The 24548-nt window shown below is 66.6% G+C and carries 27 protein-coding genes; 25 read left to right on the forward strand and 2 right to left on the reverse strand.

Annotated elements, in window-relative coordinates; translation table 11 throughout:
* Nucleotides 1-37 precede the first annotated feature (37 nt).
* A complete protein-coding gene (locus tag ASF09_RS12410; RefSeq protein ID WP_082444280.1) occupies nucleotides 38-475 on the forward strand; it encodes a nuclear transport factor 2 family protein in 438 nt (145 codons plus the stop codon).
* Here ASF09_RS12410 and ASF09_RS12415 read toward each other — a convergent pair.
* Nucleotides 472-1935: an ATP-binding protein gene (locus ASF09_RS12415; RefSeq protein ID WP_055873757.1), complete on the reverse strand. Its 1464-nt coding sequence runs from the start codon at nucleotides 1933-1935 to the stop codon at nucleotides 472-474. The two genes, ASF09_RS12410 and ASF09_RS12415, sit on opposite strands and share 4 nt — an antisense overlap.
* Before the next feature lie 111 nt (nucleotides 1936-2046).
* Between ASF09_RS12415 and ASF09_RS12420 the strand changes: the two genes are divergently transcribed.
* The 24 genes from ASF09_RS12420 to ASF09_RS12535 all read left to right on the forward strand — a co-directional run bounded on the left by ASF09_RS12420 (nucleotide 2047) and on the right by ASF09_RS12535 (nucleotide 23847).
* Nucleotides 2047-2592: a DUF1003 domain-containing protein gene (locus ASF09_RS12420; protein ID WP_060526510.1), complete on the forward strand. Its 546-nt coding sequence runs from the start codon at nucleotides 2047-2049 to the stop codon at nucleotides 2590-2592.
* 30 nt (nucleotides 2593-2622) lie between these two features.
* Nucleotides 2623-3366: a YebC/PmpR family DNA-binding transcriptional regulator gene (locus ASF09_RS12425; RefSeq protein WP_056477859.1), complete on the forward strand. Its 744-nt coding sequence runs from the start codon at nucleotides 2623-2625 to the stop codon at nucleotides 3364-3366.
* A 195-nt stretch (nucleotides 3367-3561) separates the two neighbouring features.
* Nucleotides 3562-4068 carry a crossover junction endodeoxyribonuclease RuvC gene (ruvC, locus tag ASF09_RS12430; protein ID WP_060526511.1) on the forward strand — a complete coding sequence of 169 codons (507 nt, stop codon included), beginning with the start codon at nucleotides 3562-3564 and terminating at the stop codon, nucleotides 4066-4068.
* Nucleotides 4069-4314: 246 nt separating this feature from the next.
* Nucleotides 4315-5310 (forward strand): hypothetical protein, encoded by a 996-nt coding sequence (locus tag ASF09_RS12435; RefSeq protein WP_060526512.1) that lies wholly within the window; start codon nucleotides 4315-4317, stop codon nucleotides 5308-5310.
* A 75-nt stretch (nucleotides 5311-5385) separates the two neighbouring features.
* Nucleotides 5386-5982 carry a Holliday junction branch migration protein RuvA gene (gene ruvA / locus ASF09_RS12440; protein ID WP_060526513.1) on the forward strand — a complete coding sequence of 199 codons (597 nt, stop codon included), beginning with the start codon at nucleotides 5386-5388 and terminating at the stop codon, nucleotides 5980-5982.
* Nucleotides 5983-6031: 49 nt separating this feature from the next.
* Complete coding sequence (locus tag ASF09_RS12445) at nucleotides 6032-6283, forward strand: ribbon-helix-helix domain-containing protein (protein ID WP_060526514.1); 252 nt, start codon at nucleotides 6032-6034, stop codon at nucleotides 6281-6283.
* Nucleotides 6276-6578 (forward strand): type II toxin-antitoxin system RelE/ParE family toxin, encoded by a 303-nt coding sequence (locus tag ASF09_RS12450; protein WP_060526515.1) that lies wholly within the window; start codon nucleotides 6276-6278, stop codon nucleotides 6576-6578. The genes ASF09_RS12445 and ASF09_RS12450 overlap by 8 nt, the downstream gene beginning before the upstream one ends.
* Complete coding sequence (gene ruvB / locus ASF09_RS12455) at nucleotides 6575-7597, forward strand: Holliday junction branch migration DNA helicase RuvB (RefSeq protein WP_060526516.1); 1023 nt, start codon at nucleotides 6575-6577, stop codon at nucleotides 7595-7597. The genes ASF09_RS12450 and ruvB overlap by 4 nt, the downstream gene beginning before the upstream one ends.
* A gap of 227 nt (nucleotides 7598-7824) precedes the next feature.
* Nucleotides 7825-10098, forward strand: a complete 2274-nt coding sequence (ptsP, locus tag ASF09_RS12460) for a phosphoenolpyruvate--protein phosphotransferase (RefSeq protein WP_060526517.1) — start codon at nucleotides 7825-7827, stop codon at nucleotides 10096-10098.
* A 101-nt stretch (nucleotides 10099-10199) separates the two neighbouring features.
* A complete protein-coding gene (locus ASF09_RS12465) occupies nucleotides 10200-11144 on the forward strand; it encodes a helix-turn-helix domain-containing protein (RefSeq protein WP_060526518.1) in 945 nt (314 codons plus the stop codon).
* A 96-nt stretch (nucleotides 11145-11240) separates the two neighbouring features.
* A complete protein-coding gene (locus tag ASF09_RS12470; protein ID WP_060526519.1) occupies nucleotides 11241-12161 on the forward strand; it encodes a tetratricopeptide repeat protein in 921 nt (306 codons plus the stop codon).
* 193 nt (nucleotides 12162-12354) lie between these two features.
* Nucleotides 12355-13323: a tRNA lysidine(34) synthetase TilS gene (gene tilS, locus ASF09_RS12475; protein ID WP_060526520.1), complete on the forward strand. Its 969-nt coding sequence runs from the start codon at nucleotides 12355-12357 to the stop codon at nucleotides 13321-13323.
* 156 nt (nucleotides 13324-13479) lie between these two features.
* Nucleotides 13480-15471, forward strand: coding sequence for an ATP-dependent zinc metalloprotease FtsH (gene ftsH, locus ASF09_RS12480; protein ID WP_056051689.1), 1992 nt, complete (start codon nucleotides 13480-13482; stop codon nucleotides 15469-15471).
* A 104-nt stretch (nucleotides 15472-15575) separates the two neighbouring features.
* Nucleotides 15576-15935, forward strand: a complete 360-nt coding sequence (locus tag ASF09_RS12485; protein WP_235529816.1) for a hypothetical protein — start codon at nucleotides 15576-15578, stop codon at nucleotides 15933-15935.
* Nucleotides 15936-16005: 70 nt separating this feature from the next.
* Nucleotides 16006-16656: a nicotinate-nucleotide adenylyltransferase gene (locus ASF09_RS12490; protein WP_443025015.1), complete on the forward strand. Its 651-nt coding sequence runs from the start codon at nucleotides 16006-16008 to the stop codon at nucleotides 16654-16656.
* A gap of 1 nt (nucleotide 16657) precedes the next feature.
* On the forward strand, nucleotides 16658-17065 hold the full coding sequence (gene rsfS / locus ASF09_RS12495; RefSeq protein ID WP_056061225.1) for a ribosome silencing factor: 408 nt from the start codon (nucleotides 16658-16660) through the stop codon (nucleotides 17063-17065).
* 18 nt (nucleotides 17066-17083) lie between these two features.
* Nucleotides 17084-17506, forward strand: coding sequence for a 23S rRNA (pseudouridine(1915)-N(3))-methyltransferase RlmH (locus ASF09_RS12500; RefSeq protein WP_060526522.1), 423 nt, complete (start codon nucleotides 17084-17086; stop codon nucleotides 17504-17506).
* 3 nt (nucleotides 17507-17509) lie between these two features.
* On the forward strand, nucleotides 17510-18676 hold the full coding sequence (locus ASF09_RS12505; protein ID WP_060526523.1) for a murein hydrolase activator EnvC family protein: 1167 nt from the start codon (nucleotides 17510-17512) through the stop codon (nucleotides 18674-18676).
* A 447-nt stretch (nucleotides 18677-19123) separates the two neighbouring features.
* Complete coding sequence (locus ASF09_RS12510; RefSeq protein WP_060526524.1) at nucleotides 19124-20509, forward strand: S41 family peptidase; 1386 nt, start codon at nucleotides 19124-19126, stop codon at nucleotides 20507-20509.
* A gap of 20 nt (nucleotides 20510-20529) precedes the next feature.
* The gene (locus ASF09_RS12515; protein ID WP_056051678.1) at nucleotides 20530-21012 is read left to right on the forward strand and encodes a disulfide bond formation protein B; all 483 of its coding nucleotides are present in this window, start codon (nucleotides 20530-20532) and stop codon (nucleotides 21010-21012) included.
* Nucleotides 21009-21545: a demethoxyubiquinone hydroxylase family protein gene (locus tag ASF09_RS12520; RefSeq protein ID WP_056061210.1), complete on the forward strand. Its 537-nt coding sequence runs from the start codon at nucleotides 21009-21011 to the stop codon at nucleotides 21543-21545. The genes ASF09_RS12515 and ASF09_RS12520 overlap by 4 nt, the downstream gene beginning before the upstream one ends.
* Nucleotides 21546-21590: 45 nt before the next feature.
* Entirely contained in the window at nucleotides 21591-22106 is a 516-nt protein-coding gene (locus tag ASF09_RS12525; RefSeq protein WP_060526525.1) for a hypothetical protein, read from the forward strand.
* Between the two features lie 247 nt (nucleotides 22107-22353).
* Complete coding sequence (locus ASF09_RS12530; RefSeq protein WP_060526526.1) at nucleotides 22354-22863, forward strand: DUF2306 domain-containing protein; 510 nt, start codon at nucleotides 22354-22356, stop codon at nucleotides 22861-22863.
* 282 nt (nucleotides 22864-23145) lie between these two features.
* A complete protein-coding gene (locus ASF09_RS12535; protein WP_060526527.1) occupies nucleotides 23146-23847 on the forward strand; it encodes a DJ-1/PfpI family protein in 702 nt (233 codons plus the stop codon).
* Here the strand turns inward: ASF09_RS12535 and ASF09_RS12540 are convergent.
* Nucleotides 23844-24476 carry a DedA family protein gene (locus tag ASF09_RS12540; protein ID WP_060526528.1) on the reverse strand — a complete coding sequence of 211 codons (633 nt, stop codon included), beginning with the start codon at nucleotides 24474-24476 and terminating at the stop codon, nucleotides 23844-23846. The genes ASF09_RS12535 and ASF09_RS12540 overlap by 4 nt on opposite strands.
* Between the last annotated feature and the right edge of the window lie 72 nt (nucleotides 24477-24548).

Genomic DNA, 24548 nt, shown 5'->3' on the forward strand with positions numbered 1-24548 from the left:
TGTATTACCGTTATGCAACATTGCATCGGGGGCAGGCATGCGGGTATTTCTGGGAATGGCGGCGGCGTTGGTCAGTGCTTCTGTCGCGGCGCAATCGGTCGAGATTGATACGCACAACCTCGCGCAGCGGGCGGAGGCGTTCGTCCGTGTTCGCAATCAATTCGATCAGGCGGCGATGATCGCGATGATGGCGCCCGAATACCAGGAAGTATCGCCCGTCGGCGAGGTCGATTCCCGCGAGCGCGTGATCGGGTTCTATGCGCCCGAAAAGAAAAAGCCCGCGCCGCCGATGACGATCACCGAGACCGTCGCGCGGCCCGCTGGTGCTATCGGTGTCGTCACGATGCGGGTCGCTTATGCGGTGCCCGGTAAGGACGGCCAGCCACAGTCACGTGCGCTACGCGCCGGTTTCGTCGCACGGCGGATCGGCAAGGAGTGGCGCTTCGTGTCGGCGCAGTTCACGCCGATCCGCTAGGCCGCTTCCGCCGGCAGCGTCGTCCAGCCCAGCCCTGGGATCGTGATCGAGCGCTTGCCGGCGAGATCGGTGCGGCACACGATCAGTTCGCGGCTTTCGATGTAGCCGATCAGCCGCTTCACCCGGCCGATCGAACTCGTCCCGTACGTGGCCGCGATCCGCGCGTCCGAGGGGCAGGGCTCGCCTTCACGTGCCGCGCGGGCCACCAAAAGGAACGCACCGAGCATGTCGTCGGGGAGGCCGCTCGCCACGTCGAGCGCCGCCGTCCATGCCTCGTCGGTCATGTCGAAGATCCCGGCACGGGCGCAGCTCAGGCGCCGGACGAAGCCGGGCAGATCGAGCGGCGGCTTGGCGAGACCGCCCATTCGGCAGCGCACCTGGAAATCCTGGAACAGCACCGACGGCGGCCGCAGCGTCGACTCCGGGTCCTCGACGATCGCGCGGAAGACGTCGGCGTAGACCGCTTCGACCTCGTCGTCGGTCTTCTCGGGCGGCGGCGGTGCGGCGGTGCGCGGCTCGGGCGGGCGGGCGATGCCGTCGAGCAGTTCCTCCGCCGGTACGCGACGCGGGCGCGAATCGAACATCAGGCCGAGTTCGGGCGCGTCGACCACCGGCTCGGACAGCAGGTCCTGCAGGTCCATCGGCGCGGCGCTGGGGAGGGGGGTGAGCTTCGGGCTGCCGCTGCGTGCGGACGTCGCGACGTCGCCGATCTTCACGGTGATCGGCCGGCGCGACACCGCCGGCCCAAGCGCCATGAACGTGCCGCGCTGGAGATCGCGAATCGCTTCGGCCTGGCGCCGCTCCATCCCGAGCAGATCCGCCGCGCGCGCCATGTCGATGTCGAGGAAAGTGCGGCCCATCAGGAAGTTCGACGCTTCCGCGGCGACGTTCTTCGCAAGCTTCGCCAGACGCTGCGTCGCGATCACGCCGGCGAGACCGCGCTTACGCCCACGGCACATCAGGTTCGTCATCGCCGCCAGTGACGCCCGACGAACCTCTTCCGAGACCTCGCCGCCGGTCACCGGTGCGAACATCTGCGCTTCGTCGACTACCACCAGCACCGGATACCAATGCTCGCGCGGCGCATCGAACAGCGCGGACAGGAACGACGCGGCGCAGCGCATCTGGCCCTCGACCTCGAGTCCTTCGAGGCTGAGCACCGCGGACGTCCGGTGTTCGCGCAACCGCGTCGCGATGCGCGAGATTTCGCGTTCGCTATAGTCGCCCGCCTCGATCACGACATGCCCGTGCGGCCCCGCGAGCGTCACGAAATCGCCCTCGGGATCGATCACGATCTGCTGGACATGGCCCGCCGATCGCTCGAGCAGGCGGCGCAGCAGATGCGATTTCCCCGATCCCGAATTGCCCTGCACCAACAGGCGGGTGGCGAGTAGTTCCTCCAGGTCGACGCCGACGGCAGTACCATTGCCATCGGTGCCCATATTCACGCTAACCGTCATGCCGCGCGTTTGGCAGGTGCGGGCGTGTGGGAGCAAGGAGTCTTTGTGGCTTGCGTCGCAACGCCGGCTTTGCGCGCTGGCATAATCCGCATTCCGGGCTAGGGCGCAAACATGGCCACGAAATCCTCCCCGCTCGCCGATCTCTCGCAACGGTTGCTCGGCAAGGCGCCGAGCGATCTCGACGACGAGGAGCGTCGCGTCCTCGCCGGGATCGAGGCGGGGACTACCGTCAGCCGCGATGCCGCCGACGTGTCCGACGAGCGATCGACCTTCGGCGAGCGACTGTCGGACCGGGTCGCGGCGATCGGTGGGTCGTGGGGGTTCATCATCGCGTTCACCGCGGTGCTGATCGGCTGGATGCTGCTGAACTCGGACATCCTCGCGCATTTCGGGCGCGCGTTCGACCCGTATCCCTACATCTTCCTCAACCTGCTGCTGTCGACCGTGGCCGCGATCCAGGCGCCGGTGATCATGATGAGCCAGAACCGGCAATCGGCGAAGGATCGCCTGGCGGCGAGCCTCGACTACGAGACCAATCTGCGCGCCGAACTCGATATCCTGCGCGTCCATCACAAGATCGACCATCTTGTGCTGGCCCGGCTGGACGCGATCGAGGCGAAGATAGACGGTCTGGCGAAAAGCGCCCCCGGAGCCTAAGAGCGGCGCATCAGGCTATTAGAGGCACCGATGGCAGGCCATTCCAAATACAAGAATATCATGTACCGCAAGGGCGCGCAGGACAAGAAGCGCTCGTCGGCGTTCAGCAAGCTCAGCCGAGAGATCACGGTCGCGGCCAAGATGGGCCTGCCCGACGTCGACATGAACCCGCGCCTGCGCGCGGCGGTGAATGCGGCCAAGGCGGCGTCGCTGCCCAAGGAGAACATCCAGCGCTCGATCGACAAGGCGAGCCGCGGCGATGCCGAAAATTACGAAGAGATCCGCTATGAGGGCTTTGGCCCAGGCGGCGTCTCGCTGATCATCGAGGCGCTCACCGACAACCGCAACCGCACCGCGACCAACGTGCGCGTCGCGGTCGGCAAGAACGGCGGCAACCTCGGCGCGGGCGGTTCGGTCAGCCACGCGTTCGACCGCGTCGGGCTGATCTCGTACCCGGCGAGCGCAGGCGATGCCGACACGGTATTCGAAGCGGCGCTCGAGGCTGGCGCCGAGGACGTCACGTCGAGCGAGGACGGCCATGAGGTCTGGACCGCGCAGGGCGACCTGCACGAGGTGGCCAAGGCTTTGGAAGCCAAGCTCGGCGAGGCCGAAGGCGCAAAGCTCGCCTGGCGCCCGCAGGTGATGGTCGCGGTCGGTGCGGACGATGCGGCGACCTTGTTCAAGCTGATCGACGCGCTCGACGACGACGACGACGTGCAGACGGTGTGGGGCAATTACGAAATCTCCGACGAGATCATGGAGTCGCTGGGTTGAGATGAAGAAGGTTTGTTCGCGCAGAGGCGCGGAGGCGCGGAGAGTTGTGCTTCGCGGCGACGTCCTCCGCGCCAGCGGCCTCATTTCTGTCGGCCGGCCCGGAGAATCGAAAGTCCCGCTGACGCGAGACGATCGCCAGGAACGCACCCCCTCCGCGCCTCCGCGCCTCCGCGCGAACCAATCTTCTTTCTTCTCATGATCATCCTCGGACTCGACCCCGGCCTCGGCACCACTGGCTGGGGCGTCATCCGCGCCGACGGCAACCGCCTGAGCCATATCGCCAACGGCCAGATCAAGACCGATCCGTCGATGGCGCTCCCTCGCCGCCTCACCGCGCTCTACAATGCGCTGATCGACGTCATCCGCACCGAACGCCCCGACGGCGCGGCGGTCGAGGAAGTGCTCGGCAACACCAACGCGCAATCGACGTTGAAGCTCGGGCAAGCGCGCGGCGTCGTGCTTCTGGCTGCCGCCGGCGCCGGGCTGCATATCGGCGAATATCACCCCTCGACCGTCAAGAAGGGCGTGGTCGGCACCGGCGGCGCGGACAAGAAACAGATCCAGGCGATGATGGCAGTGCTGCTGCCCGGCGCCAAACTCGCCGGTCCCGACGCGGCGGACGCGCTGGCGGTAGCGATCACGCACGCGCATCATGTCGCCAGCGCCGCGGCGATGTCGCGACGGAGCGGCTTCGGCATCTGACCTGCCCGTTCCCGCCCGAGATGGCAGTTCGAATCCGCGTTCACTTCCTTTCGATCGAGCCGCTGCCTGGCGGGACTGCGCGTATTGTAGGGATCGTCGCCAGAGTCGCGCGCCCAGTTTAACTTGAATAAAGCTCACACTGCCGCGTATCGATAGGCTAAGGATCGTGCGGGGTTCGGCTGCCACGGTTCAATCGCCGTGGGTTTTCAGTGCCGAAAAGAAACTTTGCTACGCCGTTCAGGGGGAATGATGCTCGTAGATCACGTGCGCGGGGGCACCAACAGCCCGGCCGTGCCCATCGAGGCCTTTGCGATGCCACCCGGCATGCGGATGCGCTACGACCTTCCGGATCCGGCGCTGGCGGAGTTCGTGACCGGCTACGCGATCTATACCAATGTCGACCGCGCGCCGATGATCAACTGGTATCTGCCTGCACCGGCGATGATCTCCGTGCTCGTCGACGCCGGGCCTCTCGACGTGTCGATCGGCAACCACCGCTTCGGCCCGCTCGATCGCGCGAGTCTCTATGGTCCGACCAGCAGGGCGTTCCGCACCGAGACTCACGGTGGCATCGCCGTCGGTATCGGCTTGAGCGCGCTTGGATGGGCACGGATGACGGTGCGCTCGGCGGGCGATTTCCATAACCGCGTCGTACCGCTCGCGGGCGTGGCGGGGCCCGCCATATCGACCAGACTGGCCGACGGCCTGGACCTGCTGGACGACGACGCCAAGATCAAGCCGCTGCTCGATTCCATCCTTCCCTCGCTGTTCCGGCGACCCCACCCGCGCGAAGACCTGATCCGCGCGTTCGGTGCGCTGACCGTGACCGACGGCGTGATCGAGATGAAGGATGTCGCCGACCGGCTCGATATCCCGACGCATGAACTCCGGCGGATGGCGACGCGCTATTTCGGGATGCCGCCGAAGTTGCTGCTGCGGCGCGCGCGCTTCCTGCGGTCGTTCATCCGGTTGATCACCGATGCGGGGCTGAACGATTATTCGAAGATCGACAGCAGCTATTTCGATGCCTCGCACTTCCTGCGCGACGCCGGCACGTTTCTCGGCACGACGCCGCGGCGGTTCGTGGCATCGGAGACGGTGTTCCTGAAGGCGAGCCTGCGCGCGCGCGCCGCGGTTATCGGCGCGCCAACCCAGGCGCTCCACGGTGTGCACAAGCCCGCGCCGTCCACGGCGTCGCGTTCCCAGGCTAGCGAACCCGCGGCGAGCCAATTGCGGGGGTGAGGCGATCGAACCGGTCATGACGGTCTCGTTTTGCCGGGATGACGCGCCCGCGGCATTGTTCTACCGCCATCGATCATGATCGCGCATCTCAAAGGACGTCTGGACTCGACCGGTACCGATCATGCGGTGATCGATGTCGGCGGCGTCGGTTATCTCGTCGGCGCCTCGGCGCGGACATTGTCGACGCTCGGCCCGATCGGCGAGGCGGCGACCGTCTTCACCGAGATGCTCGTGTCGGAGGATTCGATCCGCCTCGTCGGGTTTTCGAGCGGGTCCGAACGCGACTGGTTCCGGCTGCTGACCGGCGTGCAGGGCGTCGGCGCGCGCGTTGCGCTGGCGATCCTTTCTGCGCTCGAACCCAATGACCTGTCGCGCGCGATCGCCAGCGGTGACAAGGCGATGGTCGCGCGTGCCAACGGCGTCGGTCCCAAGCTCGCGCAGCGCATCGTCATGGAATTGAAGGACAAGACGGGCGGTATCGTGCTCGGGCCGGGCGGCACCACCGCGGCACCCGTCGTTGGCGCGGGCGCGGATGCGGTGTCGGCACTGCTCAACCTCGGGTTCCGCCCCGCCGAAGCCTCCACCGCCGTCGCCGCGGCGGAAGAGGAACTGGGCGCCGACGCCACGCTAGACGCACTGGTCCGACTGGCGTTGCGCAAGGCGTCGCGGTAGCATTCCCGGTCTGCTGGACGGTTCGGCGAAACAGGACTATATCGGGAACATGGCTCAGCTTAACGTGTCCCTGCCGGCCGATCTTCACGACTATCTGGACACGCGCGCATCGGCAGAGGGGTACGTCGATCCGTCGGACTTTTTGCGGGCCCTCGTGCAAAAGGACCGGCAGACTTATGAAGCCGAGGTTGGTCGTGTCCAGGCGCTGATCGACGAGGGGATCGCCTCTGGCGTGGTGGACGGTGAACCCGAAGATCATGTTCGGGCGATCTTGGCGGAGATTGCCGAACCACGTGGTTGAACTCCGCCTTAGCGTCGCGGCGTTACGCGATCTCCGGCAGATCAGGGCAGACGGTATTCGGGATTTCGGCGCTGCGGCGTCGGACGCGCACATGCTCGGGTTGGAGCGGCTGTTCGGGCTATTGCGGCGAAATCCGCTTGCCGGTCAGCGACGGTTCGAGTTCACACAGCCGGTCCGCAGTCTCTCGCTCCGGCCGCATCGCATTCTATACCGGGTCGAGGACGACAAGGTGTCGATCGATCGCATCATTCACCAGGCGCGTGATGTGCCGCGTACGTTCCGGAAAGATCAGTGACAGACGACCGCATCCTGACCGCAGCCAAGCGCCCCGAAGACGTCGACGCCGCGCTGCGCCCCAAGACGCTCGACGAATTCGTCGGGCAGAAGGCCGCGCGCGAGAATCTGCGGATCTTCATCCAGGCTGCGAAATCGCGCGGCGACGCGCTCGATCACGTGCTGTTCTTCGGCCCGCCGGGGCTCGGCAAGACCACGCTGGCGCAGATCGTTGCGCGCGAGATGGGGGTGGGGTTTCGTGCTACCTCGGGCCCGGTGATCGCCAAGTCGGGCGATCTCGCCGCGCTGCTAACCAATCTCGAGGACGGCGATGTGCTGTTCATCGACGAGATCCACCGGCTGCAGCCCGCGGTCGAGGAGGTGCTGTATCCGGCGATGGAGGACCGCGCGCTCGACCTGATGATCGGCGAGGGGCCGAGCGCGAGATCAGTGCGCATCGACCTGCCGCGGTTCACGCTGATTGGCGCGACTACGCGGCAGGGCCTGCTGACGACGCCGTTGAGGGATCGCTTCGGGATTCCGGTGCGACTGCAATTCTACACCGTCGAGGAACTCGAGCGCGTCGTCACGCGCGCTGCCGGGCTTCTCGGTCTAGGCATCGCCAAGGACGGCGCGATGGAAATCGCGCGCCGGGCCCGCGGTACGCCGCGCATCGCCGGGCGATTGCTGCGAAGGGTGCGCGATTTCGCCAATGTCGCTGGGCATGAGACGGTCGACGCGAGGGCGGCGGATGCGGCGCTGAACCGGCTGGAGGTCGATTCGCTGGGTCTCGACGCAATGGATCGGCGTTATCTGATGATGATCGCCGACATCTATCGCGGTGGCCCGGTCGGCGTGGAGACTCTCGCCGCAGGGCTCAGCGAGCCGCGCGACACGATCGAGGAAGTGATCGAGCCGTATCTGATCCAGCTCGGCCTGATCGCGCGCACCGCTCGCGGGCGGTTCCTGAACGCGGGCGGCTGGAAGCACCTGGGCCTCAACCCGCCAACCGGCAGCCAGGACGGCCTGTTCGACACCTGACTTCTCACCCCTCCCTGGAAGGGAGGGCAGGGGGTGGGTCGCCTTCCGCATATTCAGGTCTCTACGACCCAAGCAGGCCGACCCACCCCCAACTCCTCCCTTCAAGGGAGGGGAGAAATCGAAATTCACGGACTTGTAAGAATCCACACCCAGAGATCGATCGAACTTGGCCGCAACACTGCTTTTGTTGCGTGGCACCCAAGCGCTTCATCTGATAGCCAATCCGAATGCCCCTTTCGGCCGCCGCCTCCGCCCGCGAAATCCTCACCAGCCTTCACGACGTGATGGCGTCGCGCACGTCCGCGCAAGCCAAGCTCAATTCGGTCGTCGGCATCATCGCCACCGCGATCGATAGCGAGGTGTGCTCGATCTACCTCCTGCGCGAAGGCGTGCTCGAACTGTTCGCCACGCGTGGCCTCGATCAGGCCGCGGTTCACGTCACCAAGCTGGCGATGGGCGAGGGGCTGGTCGGGACGATCGCCGAGGACATCGAGGTGCTCAACCTCGACGAAGCCGCCAGCCACCCCGATTTCGCCTACAAGCCCGAAACCGGCGAGGACCGCTTCCACAGCTTCGCCGGCGTGCCGATCATCCGCCGCGAGCGCTCGGTGGGGGTACTGGCCGTCCAGCACACCGACCGTCGCAAATATGCGGACGTCGAGATCGAGGCGTTGCAGACGGTCGCGATGGTGCTGTCCGAACTCATCGCCAACGCAGGGCTGATCGATACCACCGGCGGTGGCGCGGATCGGCCGCAGTCGACCGCGGCGATGCGGATCCCCGGCCAGAAGCTCGTCGACGGCATGGGCGCGGGCTACGCGGTCTATCACCAGCCGCGCATCCATATCGAACACACCGTCGCCGAGGACACCGACGCCGAACGCCACCGCGTCTACGCCGCGTTCGACAAGATGCGCGAAGGCATCGACCGGATGACGCGCGATGCCGAATTCGGCGTCGGCGGCGAGCATGTCGAAGTGCTCCAGACCTACAAGATGTTCGCCTATGACGAGGGTTGGGCGCGGCGCATCAACGAGGCGATCGACTCCGGCCTCACCGCCGAGGCGGCGATCGAACGCGTCCAGCAACGCACCCGCCAGCGGATGCGCCAGATCGACGATCCGCTGCTCGCCGACCGGATGCACGATCTGGAGGACCTGTCGAACCGGTTGCTCCGCATCGTCTCGGGCCAGATGGGCACCGCGGCGCAGATGGGCCTGCGCCAGGACACCATCCTCATCGCGCGCAATCTCGGGCCGGCCGAACTGCTCGAATACGACAAGCGCAGGCTGAAGGGCGTTATCCTGGAGGAAGGCTCGCTAACCGCGCACGTCACGATCGTCGCGCGCGCGATGGGCGTGCCGGTGCTCGGCCGTGTCCGCGACATCCGCAGGCTCGTGGCAGAAGGCGACATGCTGTTGCTCGACAGCGCCGAGAGCAACGTCTTCGCACGGCCGTCCGCAGCGATGGAGGAGGCGTTCGAGGCGCGCCTCGCAATGCGCCAGAAGCGCAAGGCCGCGTTCGCAGCACTCCGCGACGTCCCGCCGATCACCAAGGACGGCCACCGCCTGACGCTGATGGTCAACGCAGGCCTGCGCGACGACGTGGCCGCGCTCGACATCACCGGCGCCGACGGCATCGGCCTGTTCCGCACCGAATTCCAGTTCCTCGTCTCCGCCACGCTGCCGCAGCGCGAGCGTCAGCAGCGGCTGTACCGCGAAGTGCTCGACGCAGCGGGTGATCGTCCGGTGATCTTCCGCACCGTCGATATCGGCGGCGACAAGGCGCTGCCGTATCTCAACAAGCACGATGCGGACGAGGAGAATCCGGCGATGGGCTGGCGCGCGCTGCGTCTCGGCCTGGAGCGCGACGGATTGATGAAGGTCCAGGCCCGCGCGCTCCTGGAAGCCGCCGCCGGTCGCACGCTCAACGTGATGTTCCCGATGGTCAGCGAGCCGTGGGAGTTCGACGAGGCGCGCGCGCTGTTCGAGGCGCAACGCCACTGGCTGGAGGGCCGCGGCCGAAAGATGCCGCTCGCGATCCGCTACGGTGCGATGCTCGAGGTGCCGGCGCTTGCCGAGATGCTCGACATCCTGCTGCCGAACATCGATTTCCTGTCGATCGGCACCAACGATCTGACGCAGTTCCTGTTCGCCGCCGATCGCGCGAACCCCAAGCTCGCCGAGCGCTATGACTGGCTCAGCCCGTCGATCCTGCGCTTCATCGCCCGGCTTATCGCGCCGGTTCGTGCGGCGGGCGTCGACCTGGCGGTCTGCGGCGAGATGGGCGGGTTGCCGCTGGAAGCGATGGCGTTGATCGGTCTCGGGATCGAGCGGTTGTCGATCACGCCCGCCGCGGTCGGTCCGATCAAGGCGATGACGCGCTCGCTCGATCGGTCGGCGTTGGCGCCGGTCATGACAGCGCTGCTCGCCAACCCGCCGCGCGACATGCGCGCCGCGCTGACCGCATGGGCGGTGGAAAACGGCGTCGAACTCACCTGAACCGCGTTTGCCTGCCGGCTGCGCGTTGACAGGACACGGACCGTCGTAGAAACGGAAACCATAGCGGGCGACGCTTTGAGAGCCCGGTTTCGGAGATAAGAATGGACGAGGTCGAACCCGGCCAGAACGCTGTGCCCGCTCCGACCGAGCGTGCTGGCGACATTCTTCGTACCGCACGCGAGGCGCAGGGGTTGAGCGTTGCCGATATCGCGACGCGGACCCGCGTACCGCTCCGCCATCTCGAGGCGATCGAGGCTTCGGACTATAGCGTCTTGCCGTCCGCGACCTATGCGATCGGTTTCGCGCGCGCCTACGCGCGCGCGGTCGGCGTCGACGAGGTGCGGATTGCGCAGATGGTGCGCGAAGACGTCGCCAAGCTCGGCCGCCGGACGCCCGAATACGAACCGTATGAGATGACCGACCCGTCGCGCGTGCCGTCGCGCGGGATCACGATCGTCGCGCTCGGGATCGCGATCGCCGTTCTTGTGCTGGTCGGCCTCTGGTACGGTACCGACATGTTCCGCGGATCGCGGACGTCGCCCGCCGACGTATCCGTCGCACAGGTTCCGGCCGCGCCCGCAGCGAAGACCGCGCAGTCGGTGCCCGCGGCGCCGACCCCGGCCAACGGGCAGGTGACGCTGACCGCATCGGACGAGGTCTGGATGCGGGTCTACGACGCCGATAACAAGACGCTGTTCCAGCGTACGATGAAGCCGGGCGAGAAGTTCGATGTACCGCGCGACGCGAAGGACCCGATGATCAACGTCGGTCGTGCCGACAAGCTGGCGGTGACGCTCAATGGGGCCGCGGCGCCGGCGCTCGGTACCGGCGAGCGTGCGATCAAGGATGTCCCCGTCGGTGCGACGGCGATCGCCGCGCGAATCGCGGGAACACCCGAGCCACAGGCCACGCCTGCCGGGTCGTCTGCGACCACCGAGCGGTCGCGCCCGCGTCGCCCGAATACGCCCCGCCGTCCGCTCAGCGAAACGCAGCGCGCGAACATCGACTCGGCCGAGACACCAGCGCCGACCACCACGAATCCGTGAGCAACCGCAGGCATCGCCCGGGTCTTAAGGCTGGCGACAGGAGGGGTAGTGTAGCTATACCCGGACGATTAACCAATTCACCGGGGGGCGTGGCCCATGCGTAAGTCAATTCTGGTCGGCGTCTGCCTCGCGGCTCTGTTGCCGGCGACCGCGCAGGCGCAGAACGTCGAAGGCCGCGTCGGCAAGCTCGAGAGCGAGATGCGCGCGGTGCAGCGCAAGGTGTTTCCCGGTGGCGCAGGCCAGATGCTACAGCCCGAGGTCCGCGCGCCGCAAGGCGAACAGGGCCCCGGTCCGGGCTCGCCCGCGAACAGCGCGATCATCGACGTGACGCAGCGCGTCACCTCGCTCGAACAGCAGATGACCTCGCTCACCGAGCAGATCGAGCAGAACCAGAACCGCGTGCGCCAGTTGCAGGATGCGTTCGACAGCTATCGGCGCACCAACGATGCGCGGCTGAAGGCACTCGAAACCGGCCCCGCGCCGATCGCGGCGGGCGGCCCGATCGAGCCTGACGACGCGTCGAACGGCGGTCCTTCGCGCCCGACACCGCGGCCCGATACGGCGGCCAAGCCTAGTACCACTACGCCGGCACCGACCAAGGTCTCGGTCGAGAAGCCGTCCACCGGCGACGCTGCGGAAGACGATTATATGTACGGCTATCGCCTGTGGGCGGCCAAGCAATACCCGCAGGCCGAGGCGCAGCTGAAGAAGGTCGTCGCGGACTATCCCAAGAGCAAGCGCGCCAGCTATGCGCAGAATCTGCTCGGCCGGTCGTATCTCGACGAGGGCAAGCCGAGCCTCGCGTCGATGGCGTTCTACGACAATTACAAGAAGATGCCCGACGGCGAACGCGCGCCCGACAGCCTGCTGTATCTGGGGCAGGCGCTGACCAAGCTCAACAAGCCTGCCGATGCGTGCAAGGTGTATGACGAGCTGAACGACGTCTACGGCGCCAAGATGGCCGCAGCGATGAAGGGGCAGGTCGCTGCCGGACGCAGCGCGGCGAAGTGCAAGTAAGCGATCCCTCGATGCGTGTGCGTGACCCCTTGTTCGTGACTTCACGTCGCACACCAGCACTACCCCGGCGGAGGCCGGGGCCCAATTGGGAAGGCCAGCGTAACGGCGGGCTGCGCTCAGTCATTACCGCTCGCCAATTGGGCCCCGGCCTCCGCCGGGGTGGTGATCGCTCGACGGTCAGGGCCCCCGCCGCATGACCGAAGAAGGCCGTCGCTTCGCCGCCGACTTCGCGCGGCTCGCCAGCGACATCGTCAACCCGCTGTTCGCGGTATCTGGCGGTCCCGACAGCATGGCGATGCTGACGCTTGCGCATGAATCGCTTCCCCCGGGCTTCACGGTCGCCAGCATCGACCACCGCCTCCGCCCCGAGGCGGTCGAGGAATCCGCGATGGTCGCCGCCTATTGCGCGACGCTCGGCATTTCTCACGCCACGCTCGCGCCGAGCGAGCCGATCACCGGTGCCAGCATCCAGGCGCAAGCCCGCACCACGCGCTATGCCCTGCTGACGGAGCACGCCCGCGCGATCGGGGCGGGGGCTCTCGTCACCGGGCATCACGCCGACGATCAGGCCGAGACCTTCCTGATGCGGGCGGCGCGCGGTTCGGGTCTGGCCGGTCTCGCTGGCGTGCGGGCACGCACGCACGTCAACGGCGTCATCGTGATTCGTCCGTTGCTCGACTGGCGCCGGGCCGAACTCAGGGCGATCGTCCGTCGTGCCGAGGTGCCGTTCCTCGACGATCCCTCGAACCATGACGACCGCCACGATCGCACGCGGTTCCGCCGGTTGCTCGGCGAGAACGAATGGCTCGGCACGCCGAATCTCGCACGCGCCGCCGCCGCGCTGGCGGAGACCGACACCGACGTCCGCGCGATGGTCGACTGGGTCTGGACCGAACGCGCCAAGGTCGGCGGCGGCGAAGTGAAGCTCGCGGTCGAGAATCTGCCCCGCGAAATTCTCCGCCGTCTCGCCCGCCGCGCGATCGGCACGGTCCGCGCCGAGGCGGGCATCGTCGCGCCCGAATGGACCGAGGCCGCCAACATCGAAAAGCTGCTCGACTCGCTCACGACCGGCAAGCGCACGACTCAGGCCGGCATCATCGCCAGCGTCCGCGGCGATGTCTGGCGGTTCCGTGAAGCGCCGCCCCGCCGCGTTCTCGACTGACCCGCGCTCCCGAGTGCCGGCTTTCCCCGGCAAGCCAGAGCCTCTGCGTCGGGTGACGTGACCGCCCGTTCACACTGATCAACGCAAGTCGCGCGTTGTTCCATTGCCATTAACCTGCGCGCGCTTATCTTGTGCGCTGAAAGGTATCGTGCACCCATGAACGACAACGAGAACCGCGGGCAGAAGCCCCAGGGCCCCGGCAACGGCGGTCCTGACAATGGCGGCGGCGGCAATCCTTGGATGAAGAGCCTGTTGATCTGGGTCGGCATCCTGCTCGCGCTGGCGCTATTCGTGACTATGTTCGACGGCCGTACGGCCACGTCGGGCGGCAACACGATCGCGTATTCGGCGTTCCTCGACAAGGTCGACGAGGGTACCGTTAAGGACGTCAACATCTCGCGCGACATGATCTCGGGCACGTTGTCGTCGGGCGAGAAGTTCAAGTCGTACCCGATCCAGGACTCGACGCTCGTGCCGAAGCTGCGCGAGAAGGGCGTTGCGATCAGCGCGAAGCCCGAAGAAGGCCCGTCGATGCTGGCGCTGCTGCTGTATCAGTCGCTGCCTTTCCTGCTGTTTCTCGGCATCGCGTTCTTCGTGCTGAAGCAGATGCAGAAGAACTCGGGCTCGGGCGCGATGGGCTTCGGTAAGAGCCGCGCGAAGATGCTGACCCAGAAGGAAGGCAAGGTCACCTTCCAGGACGTCGCCGGCATCGACGAAGCACGCGAAGAGCTCGAGGAGATCGTTGAGTTCCTCAAGGACCCGACTAAGTTCGCGCGCCTCGGCGGCAAGATCCCCAAGGGCGCCTTGCTCGTCGGCTCGCCGGGTACCGGCAAGACGCTGCTCGCCCGCGCGATCGCGGGTGAAGCCGGCGTGCCGTTCTTCACGATCTCGGGCTCCGATTTCGTCGAGATGTTCGTCGGCGTCGGTGCAAGCCGCGTCCGCGACATGTTCGAGCAGGCCAAGAAGTCCGCACCGTGCATCGTCTTCATCGACGAGATCGACGCTGTCGGTCGCCATCGGGGCGCCGGTCTCGGCAACGGCAATGACGAGCGCGAGCAGACGCTGAACCAGCTACTCGTAGAGATGGACGGCTTCGAGGCGAATGAAGGCATCATTATCATCGCGGCGACCAACCGCCCCGACGTGCTCGACCCAGCGCTGCTGCGTCCGGGCCGCTTCGATCGCCAGGTTACCGTGCCGCGGCCGGATATCGAGGGTCGCATAAAGATTCTCGAAGTCCACATGAAGAAGGTGCCGCTGGCCCCCGACGTCGACGCTCGCGTCATCGCCCGCGGTACGCCCGGCTTCTCGGGTGCCGATCTCGCCAATCTCGTCAACGAGGCTGCGCTGCACGCGGCGCGCAAGGGCAAGCGTCTGGTGGCAATGGCCGAGTTCGAGGAGGCCAAGGACAAGGTCATGATGGGCGCAGAGCGTCGCAGCATGGTCATGACCGACGACGAGAAGCGGATGACCGCGTATCACGAGGCCGGCCACGCCGTCGTCGCGATGCACGAGGCCGCGTCGGATCCGATCCACAAGGCGACGATCATCCCGCGCGGTCGTGCGCTGGGCATGGTCATGCGTCTGCCCGAGCGCGACTCGTACAGCTATCACCGCGACAAGATGTACGCGAACCTCGCGGTGTCGATGGGTGGCCGCGTCGCCGAGGAAGTCATCTTCGGCTACGACAAGGTTTCGTCGGGCGCTTCGGGCGACATCCAGTACGCCACCGGTTTGGCACGCGACATGGTCACGCGCTGGGGCATGTCGGACAAGGTCGGTCCGCTCGAATATGGCGAGCCCGAGGGTGAGTCGTTCCTCGGATACTCGTCGAGCCGTCCGTCGCGTATGTCGAACCAGACCGCGCAACTGATCGATGACGAGATCAAGCGGATCGTCGAAGGCGGTCTCGACCGCGCCAAGCAGGTGCTGAGCGATCACGTCGACCAGCTCCATACCGTGGCCGGCGCGCTGCTCGAGTTCGAGACGCTGACTGGCGACGAGATCAAGCAATTGATCGCCGGTGAGGATATCGATCGTCCGGATCCGGGGGCGAAGGCATCGACCGTACCACGTGCGGGGACATCGATCCCCAAGACGCGCCGCCCGAACGGTCCGTTCGGTACGCCGTCGCCGCTCGGCGCCTGATCGGTTCGTCGCGGATCGGTTCATCGAGGCGTAAGCCATTGATGTGTATGGGCAGTCTTTCCCCGGAAAGGCTGCCCATGTCGTATCTGCCCAAATCATTTCCTGTGGCTCTGATCGCCGCCGCGACGATCGTCGGGGCCGCCGTCCCGGCAAATGCGGCGATGACCGTCCAGACCTTTCTCGCGCGCGCCAATGCGCTCCGCGATCAGGGGCCGATGGCGTTGATGTCGCCCGACCTGCCGGTGCTCAAGGCGGAAGCAAAGGCGGCGACCACGCAGTTGAAGGCGGATCGCGCCGCGCGCGCCGCCGCGGGCAAACCGCCGATCGCCTGCGTGCCGGAAGGCGAGAGCGTCGGCATCATGGACATGCTCGACGGCCTGTCGCAGCTCCCCGCCGCCGATCAGAAGCGTCCGCTCAAGGACGGGTACGCGCGGGTGCTGGCGAAGCGGTTCCCCTGCAACTGAGGCGCCGGGCGCGCTGCCGTGTTGATAACCGACGGATCCGGTCATACCGTCGGTCGATGTCTTGCTCGCCTTGGCCCTCCAGAATCCGCTTTTGCTTGCCCGAGGTTTGACCCACGTCGGCATTCTCGGAGGGTCGTTCAATCCCGCGCACCGTGGCCACCGCGGTATCACCCTTGCGGCGATCGACGCGCTTGCGCTCGACGAGGCGTGGTGGCTGGTATCTCCTGGCAACCCGCTCAAGGACGCGGCCAACGACATGGCGCCACTCCCCGCGCGCCTCGCCTCCGCGCGGAAAATGGCCCGCCGTGCGCCGATCCGCGCGACCGATATCGAGGCGCGGCTGCACACCCGCTACACGCTCGACACGATCCGCAAGCTCAAGCGTCGCTACCCGAAAATCCGCTTTATCTGGCTGATGGGGGCGGACAATCTCGCCGACTTCCACCGATGGAAGAACTGGCGCCAGATTGCCCGCGAGGTTCCGATTGCGGTAATCGCGCGTCCGGGATATGACGGGCGCGCCCTCGCGGCCCCCGCGATGGGTTGGCTGCGGCGCTTCCAACGGCGCACAGACCATGCGAAGAGCTGGACGACGTGGAGATTGCCGGCCCTTGTGCTGTTGCGCTTCCGACCCGACCCGACCTCCGCAACCGGCCTGCGTGCCAAAAATCCCGACTGGGTTCAGCACGTTGCTGGTCCGGTAGTCTTACCCAGGAGCTGACTTGGCCACTTCCCCTACTGCCCCTCGCGCGACCGACCCCGAAGAGGTTGAGGCACTGCATCGCCTGATCCTCGCGTCGCTCGACGACGACCAGGCGGTCGAGACCATCTCGATCCCGCTCGCGGGCAAGACCAGCATCGCCGATTACATGGTGATCGCCAGCGGTCGTTCGACCCGCCAGGTTGCCTCGATGGCGCAGAAGCTGGCCGAGCGGATCAAGGCCGAGTTCAAGCGCCCGGTGAAGATCGAGGGCCTGCCGACCGCCGACTGGGTGCTGATCGACGCGACCGACGTCATCGTCCACCTGTTCCGCCCCGAAGTCCGCAGCTTCTACAATCTGGAGCGGATGTGGGCATTCGGCGACGCACCAGCGCCGCCGCCCGTGCCGACCTTCACCGACGAAGACTAAGCCGGCTCCGAGGCGGCGATGCTGCTCCACATCGTCGCCCGCGGTCGGATCGGGCGCTCGCCCGAGGCCGACCTCGTCGACCGCTATCTAAAGCGCATCGTCTGGCCGACCAAGGTCAGCGAGCTCCCCGACACCGGCGGCAAGATCCCGCTGGTCGGCGAGCAGACCAAGCGCATCCTGCTCGACGAGAAGGGCGAGACGCTGTCGTCGACGCAGTTTGCGCAAAAGCTCGAGCGATGGCGCGACGACGGCGTGCGCGAGGCACGATTCATGATCGGGGCGGCCGACGGCTTCGACGATGCGGCGCGCGACGAGGCGGACCTGCTGTTCTCGTTCGGCCGCGCGACCTGGCCGCATCTGCTCGCGCGCGCGATGCTCGCCGAACAACTCTTCCGCGCCACCAGTATCCTTGCCAACCACCCCTATCACCGCGAAGGGTGATGCATGAGGGTAGGGGGCGTTCTCGCGATCGCGGCGCTGTTCGCGGCGGCGGGGGTAACCGCACAGACCGACGCGCCCGAGCTGGCGACCGAGCAGCAACGTCTGGTCGCGGCGAAACGCGACGCCGCGCTCGCCGCCGCCCGCGCCGCCAAGCTCGCCGCGGCGGCCACGCAGGAGCGCAACGCCGCCGACAAGGCGCGCCGTGAAGAGCAGGCTTTAGCCGCCCGCGTAACAGCTGCCGAAGCAAACCTGGCGACCGCAAGTGCGCGCGTAACGCTGGTTGAGCGCCTGCTGGCCGATCAACGCGCCAAGCTCGGTCGCGCGCAAGCCCCCGTCGCCCGGCTCCTCGCAGCATTGGAATCCCTCGCCCGCCGCCCGACGATCGTCGCGGTCGCGCAGCCGGGATCGGTCGACGACCTCGTCCATGTCCGCGCTGTTCTCGGCAGCGCGCTCCCCGTGGTCCGCCAGCGTACCGAAATGGTCCGCATCGAACTCGCCGAAACACGTCGCCTGCAAGCCAGCGCCACGCTCGCCGCCAAGGCCTTGGCAGACGGTCGCGCGCGCCTGGAGAACGACCGCATCGCGCTAGCCACTCTTGAAGCGCGCCATCGCCAGCGTAGCCAGGCGTTCGGCCGCGGCGCGCTCAGCGAGTCCGATCGCGCACTGGCGCTCGGCGAACGCGCGCGCGATCTGGTCGACGGCATGGCCGCCACCACCAACGCCAAGGCGACCGCGGCCAGCCTGATCGCGCTCGCCGGTCCGATCCCCCGCCCGATCGCGCCCGGCACCCCGCCCCCGTCGCCACCGCGCGGCGTGTACCGTACGCCGGTAGCGGGCAGGCTCGTCACCGGCTTCGACGAGGTTTCGGACTCCGGCGTCCGATCGCGCGGCCTGACCTTCGCCACCGCCCCCCGCGCGCGCGTCGTCGCACCCGCGGCCGGCACGGTCCGCTACGCGCGTCGGTTTCGCGACTACGGCATGATCGTCATCATCGACCACGCCGACGGCTGGACGAGTCTCGTGACGGGCCTCGCCGCAACCACCGCCAAGTCTGGCAACCACGTAGCGATCGGTGCCCCGCTCGGCACCGCACCCAGCGAAGACCCCCGCATCACCGTCGAACTCCGGCGCCGGGGGCGGCCCGTCGACGTCGCTTCGTTGATCAACTGAGAGCCGACGGCTGGCAAGTGTTCCGGATCTGGACCTTGCTAAGACATCCCGTCACGTCGGACCGGTTTGATACTATACCTTTCGAAAAGTATGAGCCGCATTCGTATGGTATCGTGCCCCTCCTTGTTCTCCCGCGAAGGCGGGAGCCCAGTCTGGATCCCCGCCTTCGCGGGGAAACACGTCTTACTTGCTCGGAAGTGATAGTCGCCGACCGGTTGGGGGGGCGCCGTTCCGCAAATCCAACTCGGTCGAGTATGCGGAACCGTGGATGCCGGAACGAGCCCGGCATGACGGAGCATCGTGGGTACGTGCCGCCCCGAACGTCACCCCCTAGTCAGCCTCGATTAACCCCGGCCCCGCTTTGCTCCGCGCGTTGCCGCCAGCGTTCCGCTACGCTACGCCGTCACGACCGTACGACACGTCTTTTCTCAGGTTGCAGGACCATCGATGCCTCGTCCTATACTGCGTACCCCGTTCCTTGCCGCGACCGCGATCGTCGGCGCGCTGACGCTGATCCCACTCGCCACCTCGGCGATGGCGGCGGTCGACACCGACACCTACCGCGAGTTCGACCAGTTCCTCGATGTGTTCAACCGCGTGAAGGCGGATTACGTCGACAAGGTCGATGACAAGACGCTGATCAAGGGCGCGATCCAGGGCATGCTCGCCAGCCTCGATCCGCACAGCTCGTACGTCGACGCACTCGACTACGAGAACCTGCGGATCATGACGGAGGGCAATTACGGCGGCCTCGGCCTGACCGTCCAGATGGAAGACGGCGCGATCAAGGTCGTTTCCCCACAGGAAGACTCCCCAGCCGCCCGCGCGGGTGTCAAATCCGGTGACTACATCACGCATATCGACGGCAAGCTGATCTACGGCGATTCGCTCGACGAGGCGGTCGGCAAGATGCGCGGCAAGCCCGGCAGCAAGATCACGCTCGGCCTCGTCCGTCCAGGCCGCGACAAGCCGCTCGACGTCACGATGATGCGCGAGATCATCGTCCAGAAGCCGGTGAAGTGGGAAGTCCGCGGCGACGTCGGCTATATCAACATCAACACCTTCAGTGAGCATACCGGTGCGGATACCCGCGCGGCGATCATGAGCATCGACAAGTCGCTCGGCCATCGTCCGCTCGGCTATGTCGTCGACCTGCGCGAGAATGGCGGCGGCCTCCTGACCCAGGCAATCGAGGTCAGCGACGCCTTCCTCGATCACGGCGAGATCGTCTCGCAGCGCGGTCGCGAGAAGACCGATATCGAGCGCTATTACGCGAAGCCCGGCGACGACGCGCACGGCCTGCCGGTCGTCGTCCTGACGGATCCCGGCACCGCGTCCGCGTCGGAGATCGTCGCCGGCGCGCTCCAGGATCATCACCGCGCGCTGATCATGGGCGAGCGCAGCTTCGGCAAGGGCTCGGTCCAGACCGTGCTTCCGCTCGGGCCGCAGACCGCGCTCCGCCTGACCACCGCGCGCTACTTCACGCCGTCCGGCCGATCGGTGCAGGAGGGCGGGATCGAGCCCGACATCAAGGTGCCGCAGCTCACCGATCCCGACTACAAGTCGCGCCCGGTGTTCCGCGAGGCAGACCTCCGTAAACACCTGATCAACGAGGTGAAGGCCGACAATGCGGTGCTCGAGGAGGATACCAAGACCGACCCGCGCTTCTCGCAGACGCCCGAGCAGTTGAAGAAGCAGGGCATCGACGATTTCCAGCTCTATTACGCGCTGAAGACCGTCGCGCGTCTCGGCGGGCCGACTCAGGTTGCCGCCGCGACCAAGCCGCGCCCGATCAAACCTGATGCCGACGCCGCCAAGGCAGCCACCAAGTGAGCGTGCGTCGCGGGTTGGGCATGACCAAGAACGAAGAGATCGCGCGCGCCATCGCGCTCCTGCTGCCGGCGTTCCTGCTGCTCGGCGCGCTCGGCTCGCAATATCTCGGCGGTCTGTATCCGTGCGAGATGTGCCATTGGCAGCGCTGGCCGCATTATTCCGCGGTGCTGATCGCGGGGGCGACGTTCTTCGTTCCCGGACGGTCGCTAAGGGCATCGCTGGTGATCATCGCCGGGGTGCTGATCGGGCTGAGCGGGCTGATCGGCGTCGCGCATGCCGGCGTCGAATATCATTGGTGGAACGGGTTCACCGCCTGCACCACCACCGTCTCGATGGCCGGCACGACCGCTGCCGAGCGCCTCGCCGCGATCATGAACGCGCCGATGGTGCGCTGCGATTCGCCGCAGTGGAAGCTGCTCGGCATTTCGCTCGCCGGGTTCAACGCGATCTTTTCCCTCGTCGGTGCGTTCACCATATTCGCACTCATGAGGAAGACGAGATGAGCGGCTGGAAGCCAGGAGACGCCAAGCGGGCGACGGATTCGATGATCCGCGTCGATCAGGCCGGCGAATACGGTGCGATCCGTATTTATGCGGGCCAGCTTGCGGTGCTCGGCGACCGCCACCCGGCGTCGCGCTCGATCCATCACATGGCGCAGCAGGAAGAGCGGCATCGCGCGTTCTTCGACAAGATGATCGTGGAGCGCCGCGTGCGCCCAACGGTACTTCAGCCGATCTGGAAGGTCGCTGGCTTCGCGCTCGGCGCCGTTACCGCGGCGATCAGCCCGCGCGCTGCGATGGCGTGTACCGCCGCGGTCGAGACCGAGATCGACAAGCATTACGAGGAACAGCTCGTTCAGCTTGGCGCCAGCGACCCCGAGCTATCGGCAGCCATCCTCGATTTTCAGGCCGAGGAACTCGAGCACAAGGCGACCGCGATTGCGGCGGGGGCCGAGGAGACACCGGGGTATCCTGTGCTGAGTGCGGCGATCCGGCTGGGTTGCAAGGTCGCGATCGCTACCGCCAAGCGGATCTGAGATGCGACGTTCGAAATGAGAATACGGATTGTGGGAGTGATGCGTATGAAAATGCTTTTTGCGGCGGCGTTACTCGTCGCCGGACCTGCGGTGGCGCAGACGTCGCAACCCGCGCGCCGCGCGCCGCCTACGCTCGCGCAGTTGCCCGCCAAAGCGCCGACCCTCGCCCCGGCATTGCCGGGCGCTACCGGCAAGCCGAACACGATCTCGGCCCCCGGCGAAGTCTCGCGTAGCGCGCCCGTCAACGGCGTGCTGACCCTGTTCGGCAACGAACGCTGCCCGACCAATCAGAACGGCGAAGAGATCGTCGTCTGCGTCCGCCGCAGCGCGCAGGAGCAATACCGCGTTCCCAAGGAACTCCGCGAGTTCGTCGTCACGCCCGAAAATGCCAGCTGGGCGACCAAGGCCCAAGGCACGATGGACGCCGGGTCAGGGGTGAACACGATCGGCAGCTGCTCCGCAGTCGGCGCAGGTGGCGCCACCGGCTGCTTCGGCCAGCGGGTCAGGGAATCGCGGCTGGAGAACAAGACGCGGGCTGCAGAAGTCCCGGTTCTCCCATAACTCATCGCAAGCGATAGCGCCCTACTTCCCCCCTCCCTGAAAGGGAGGGGCAGGGGGTGGGTCGGCTTCCGCAGGCGGCAACGCCAGTGGCCTAATTCCGCCAACCCACCCCCAACCCCTCCCTTCCAGGGAGGGGAGCACGTTTTGATCCGGGCGACCCTGCCAGCACACGCCACCCAGAAAATGCCCCTTGGCTTCCGCGCTGCGCACCCCGTACCGTCGCCCTGGGACATACAAGGGGGCACGAATGGCACTAACACTGGGAAAACGAAAAACCCGTCTGCGACCGATCGCTGCCGACGGTTACGAAAAGCTTCTCGCCTACGCCGCCATCCTCCTCCTCGCCGCCGTCATGACCGCGCTGATCCGCGGCCGCCCGCACTGGCCGGAGGTCCCGACGATCGTCTGGTTCCATCTCGCCACCATCCTCGTCGCGCTTGTGCTCACCCCCATCATGCTCCTGCGCAAACGCGGCGACCGCCCGCACCGTGCGCTCGGCACGATCTGGGTCGTCGCGATGCTCGCCACCGCGCTCGCCTCGTTCGGCATCCGGACCAGTACCGGCGGCTTCGGCATCATCCACCTCCTGTCGATCTTCACGCTCGTCCAGGTTCCGATCATCTGGTGGTCGGCCCGCGCCCACGACCTAGCACGGCACCGCACCAGCGTGCGCGGCATGGTCACCGGGGCGCTGCTCATCGCGGGCGTGTTCACCTTCCCGTTCGGGCGCATGCTCGGGACATGGCTGTTCGCCTGATACCGGCGCGCGCTGTTCCAGACGTAACTGTCCTACGGGCAGCAGGGGTGGCATGATGAGCGAATGACGTCGGCAGCAATCCGAAGCGCGTTCGCTAAAACCGCCCCCTACGGTGCGTCGGGGGCCGACGAAAATGCTGCACCAGCGTCTGCACTTTCTGCACTTCGGTCGCGGGCGCTCCCTGCACGATGCTGGAATCGCGTTGTTTGTCAGCGAGCTAAACCAATCCGGAGCGAATGTGGCGATTTTCGAGCGTAAGAGCCCATCGCAAGGAGCAACGGCATGACCGAATCGCTGAGCATCGCCTTCCTGCTATTTCCGAACGTGACCCAGCTCGACCTGACCGGTCCCGCGCAAGTCCTCTCGCGGCTCGGCAACGCCCGGCTCGACCTGGTCTGGAAAACGCTCGACCCCGTCCCGACCGACGCCGGCTTCTCGATCCTGCCGACCGCGACCTTCGCCGGTGTTCCGCGCGCCGACATCCTGTGTGTCCCTGGCGGTTTCGGAACCAACGACGTGATCGCCGACGACGAAGCGATGGCGTGGGTCCAGGCGATCGGTGCAGACGCGACCTGGGTGACGAGCGTCTGCACCGGATCGCTTATCCTCGGCGCGGCAGGCTTGCTCGACGGCTATCGCGCCGGGTGTCATTGGGCGCAGCGCGACATGCTGACGCTGTTCGGCGCGATCCCGGTTGACGCACGGGTCGTGGTCGATCGCAACCGCGTCACCGGCGGCGGCGTCACCGCGGGGATCGACTTCGCCCTCACCCTGACCGCGATGATCCGCGGCGAGGCGCATGCCAAGGCGGTCCAGCTGAGTCTCGAATATGATCCCGCACCGCCGTTCGACAGCGGCTCGCCCGCAAAGGCCGACGCCGATATCCTCGAAGCCGTTAAGCGGCGAACGGCGCAGCTTGTGCCAACGCGCGACGGCGACCTGCGCGCGCTGGCGAAGCGCCGCGGTTACCCTCGAGAGACTTAAGGGTGGCGCTTCAGTCCACGCACGCGGTGCCAGATGTAGAAGCCGACAAGAGCGATCAGGACCACACCGATCAGCAGGTCGGCGCTGTGGAACGCAGCCTTCACACGCGGATCGCTATCCCACTTGTCGCCGAGCTTCATGCCGACCCAGGCCAGTCCGAAGCACCAAGGCCACGATCCGACGAAGGTGTAAATGTGGAACGGCACCAGCTTCATCCGCGCTACGCCGGCAGGGAAAGCGATGAACGAGCGGATTACCGGCAGCAGGCGCCCGATCAGCACCGCTATGCTGCCCCAGCGGGCGAAAAACCGGTCGGCGGCATCGAGCTCGCCCGGACCGATCAGCAGGTATTTGCCCCAGCGCTCGGCCATCGGCCGGCCGCCGCGCTTGCCGATCTCGTACGCGACGATCGAGCCGAGGTTGCACCCGATCGCCCCCGCGGTGGCGGCGAGATACAGGTCGAACCGCCCGGTCGAGACGAGATAGCCGGCGAACGGCATGATGATCTCGGACGGCAGCGGGATGCACGCGCTCTCGATCGCCATGAGCAGCGCGATGCCGACATAGCCACCCGACGAGATCACGCCGATCGTGAAGGTGGCGAGGGTCGCCAGAATCTTTTCGAACATGGATCGGCCGATTGCGCGAACCGGGCGCGGAAGGGAAGAGGCAATCGGAACCGTCGGCCATGTCGTGCGCTG

The sequence above is a fragment of the Sphingomonas sp. Leaf242 genome, assembly GCF_001422045.1.
Taxonomy (GTDB): Bacteria; Pseudomonadota; Alphaproteobacteria; order Sphingomonadales; family Sphingomonadaceae; genus Sphingomonas.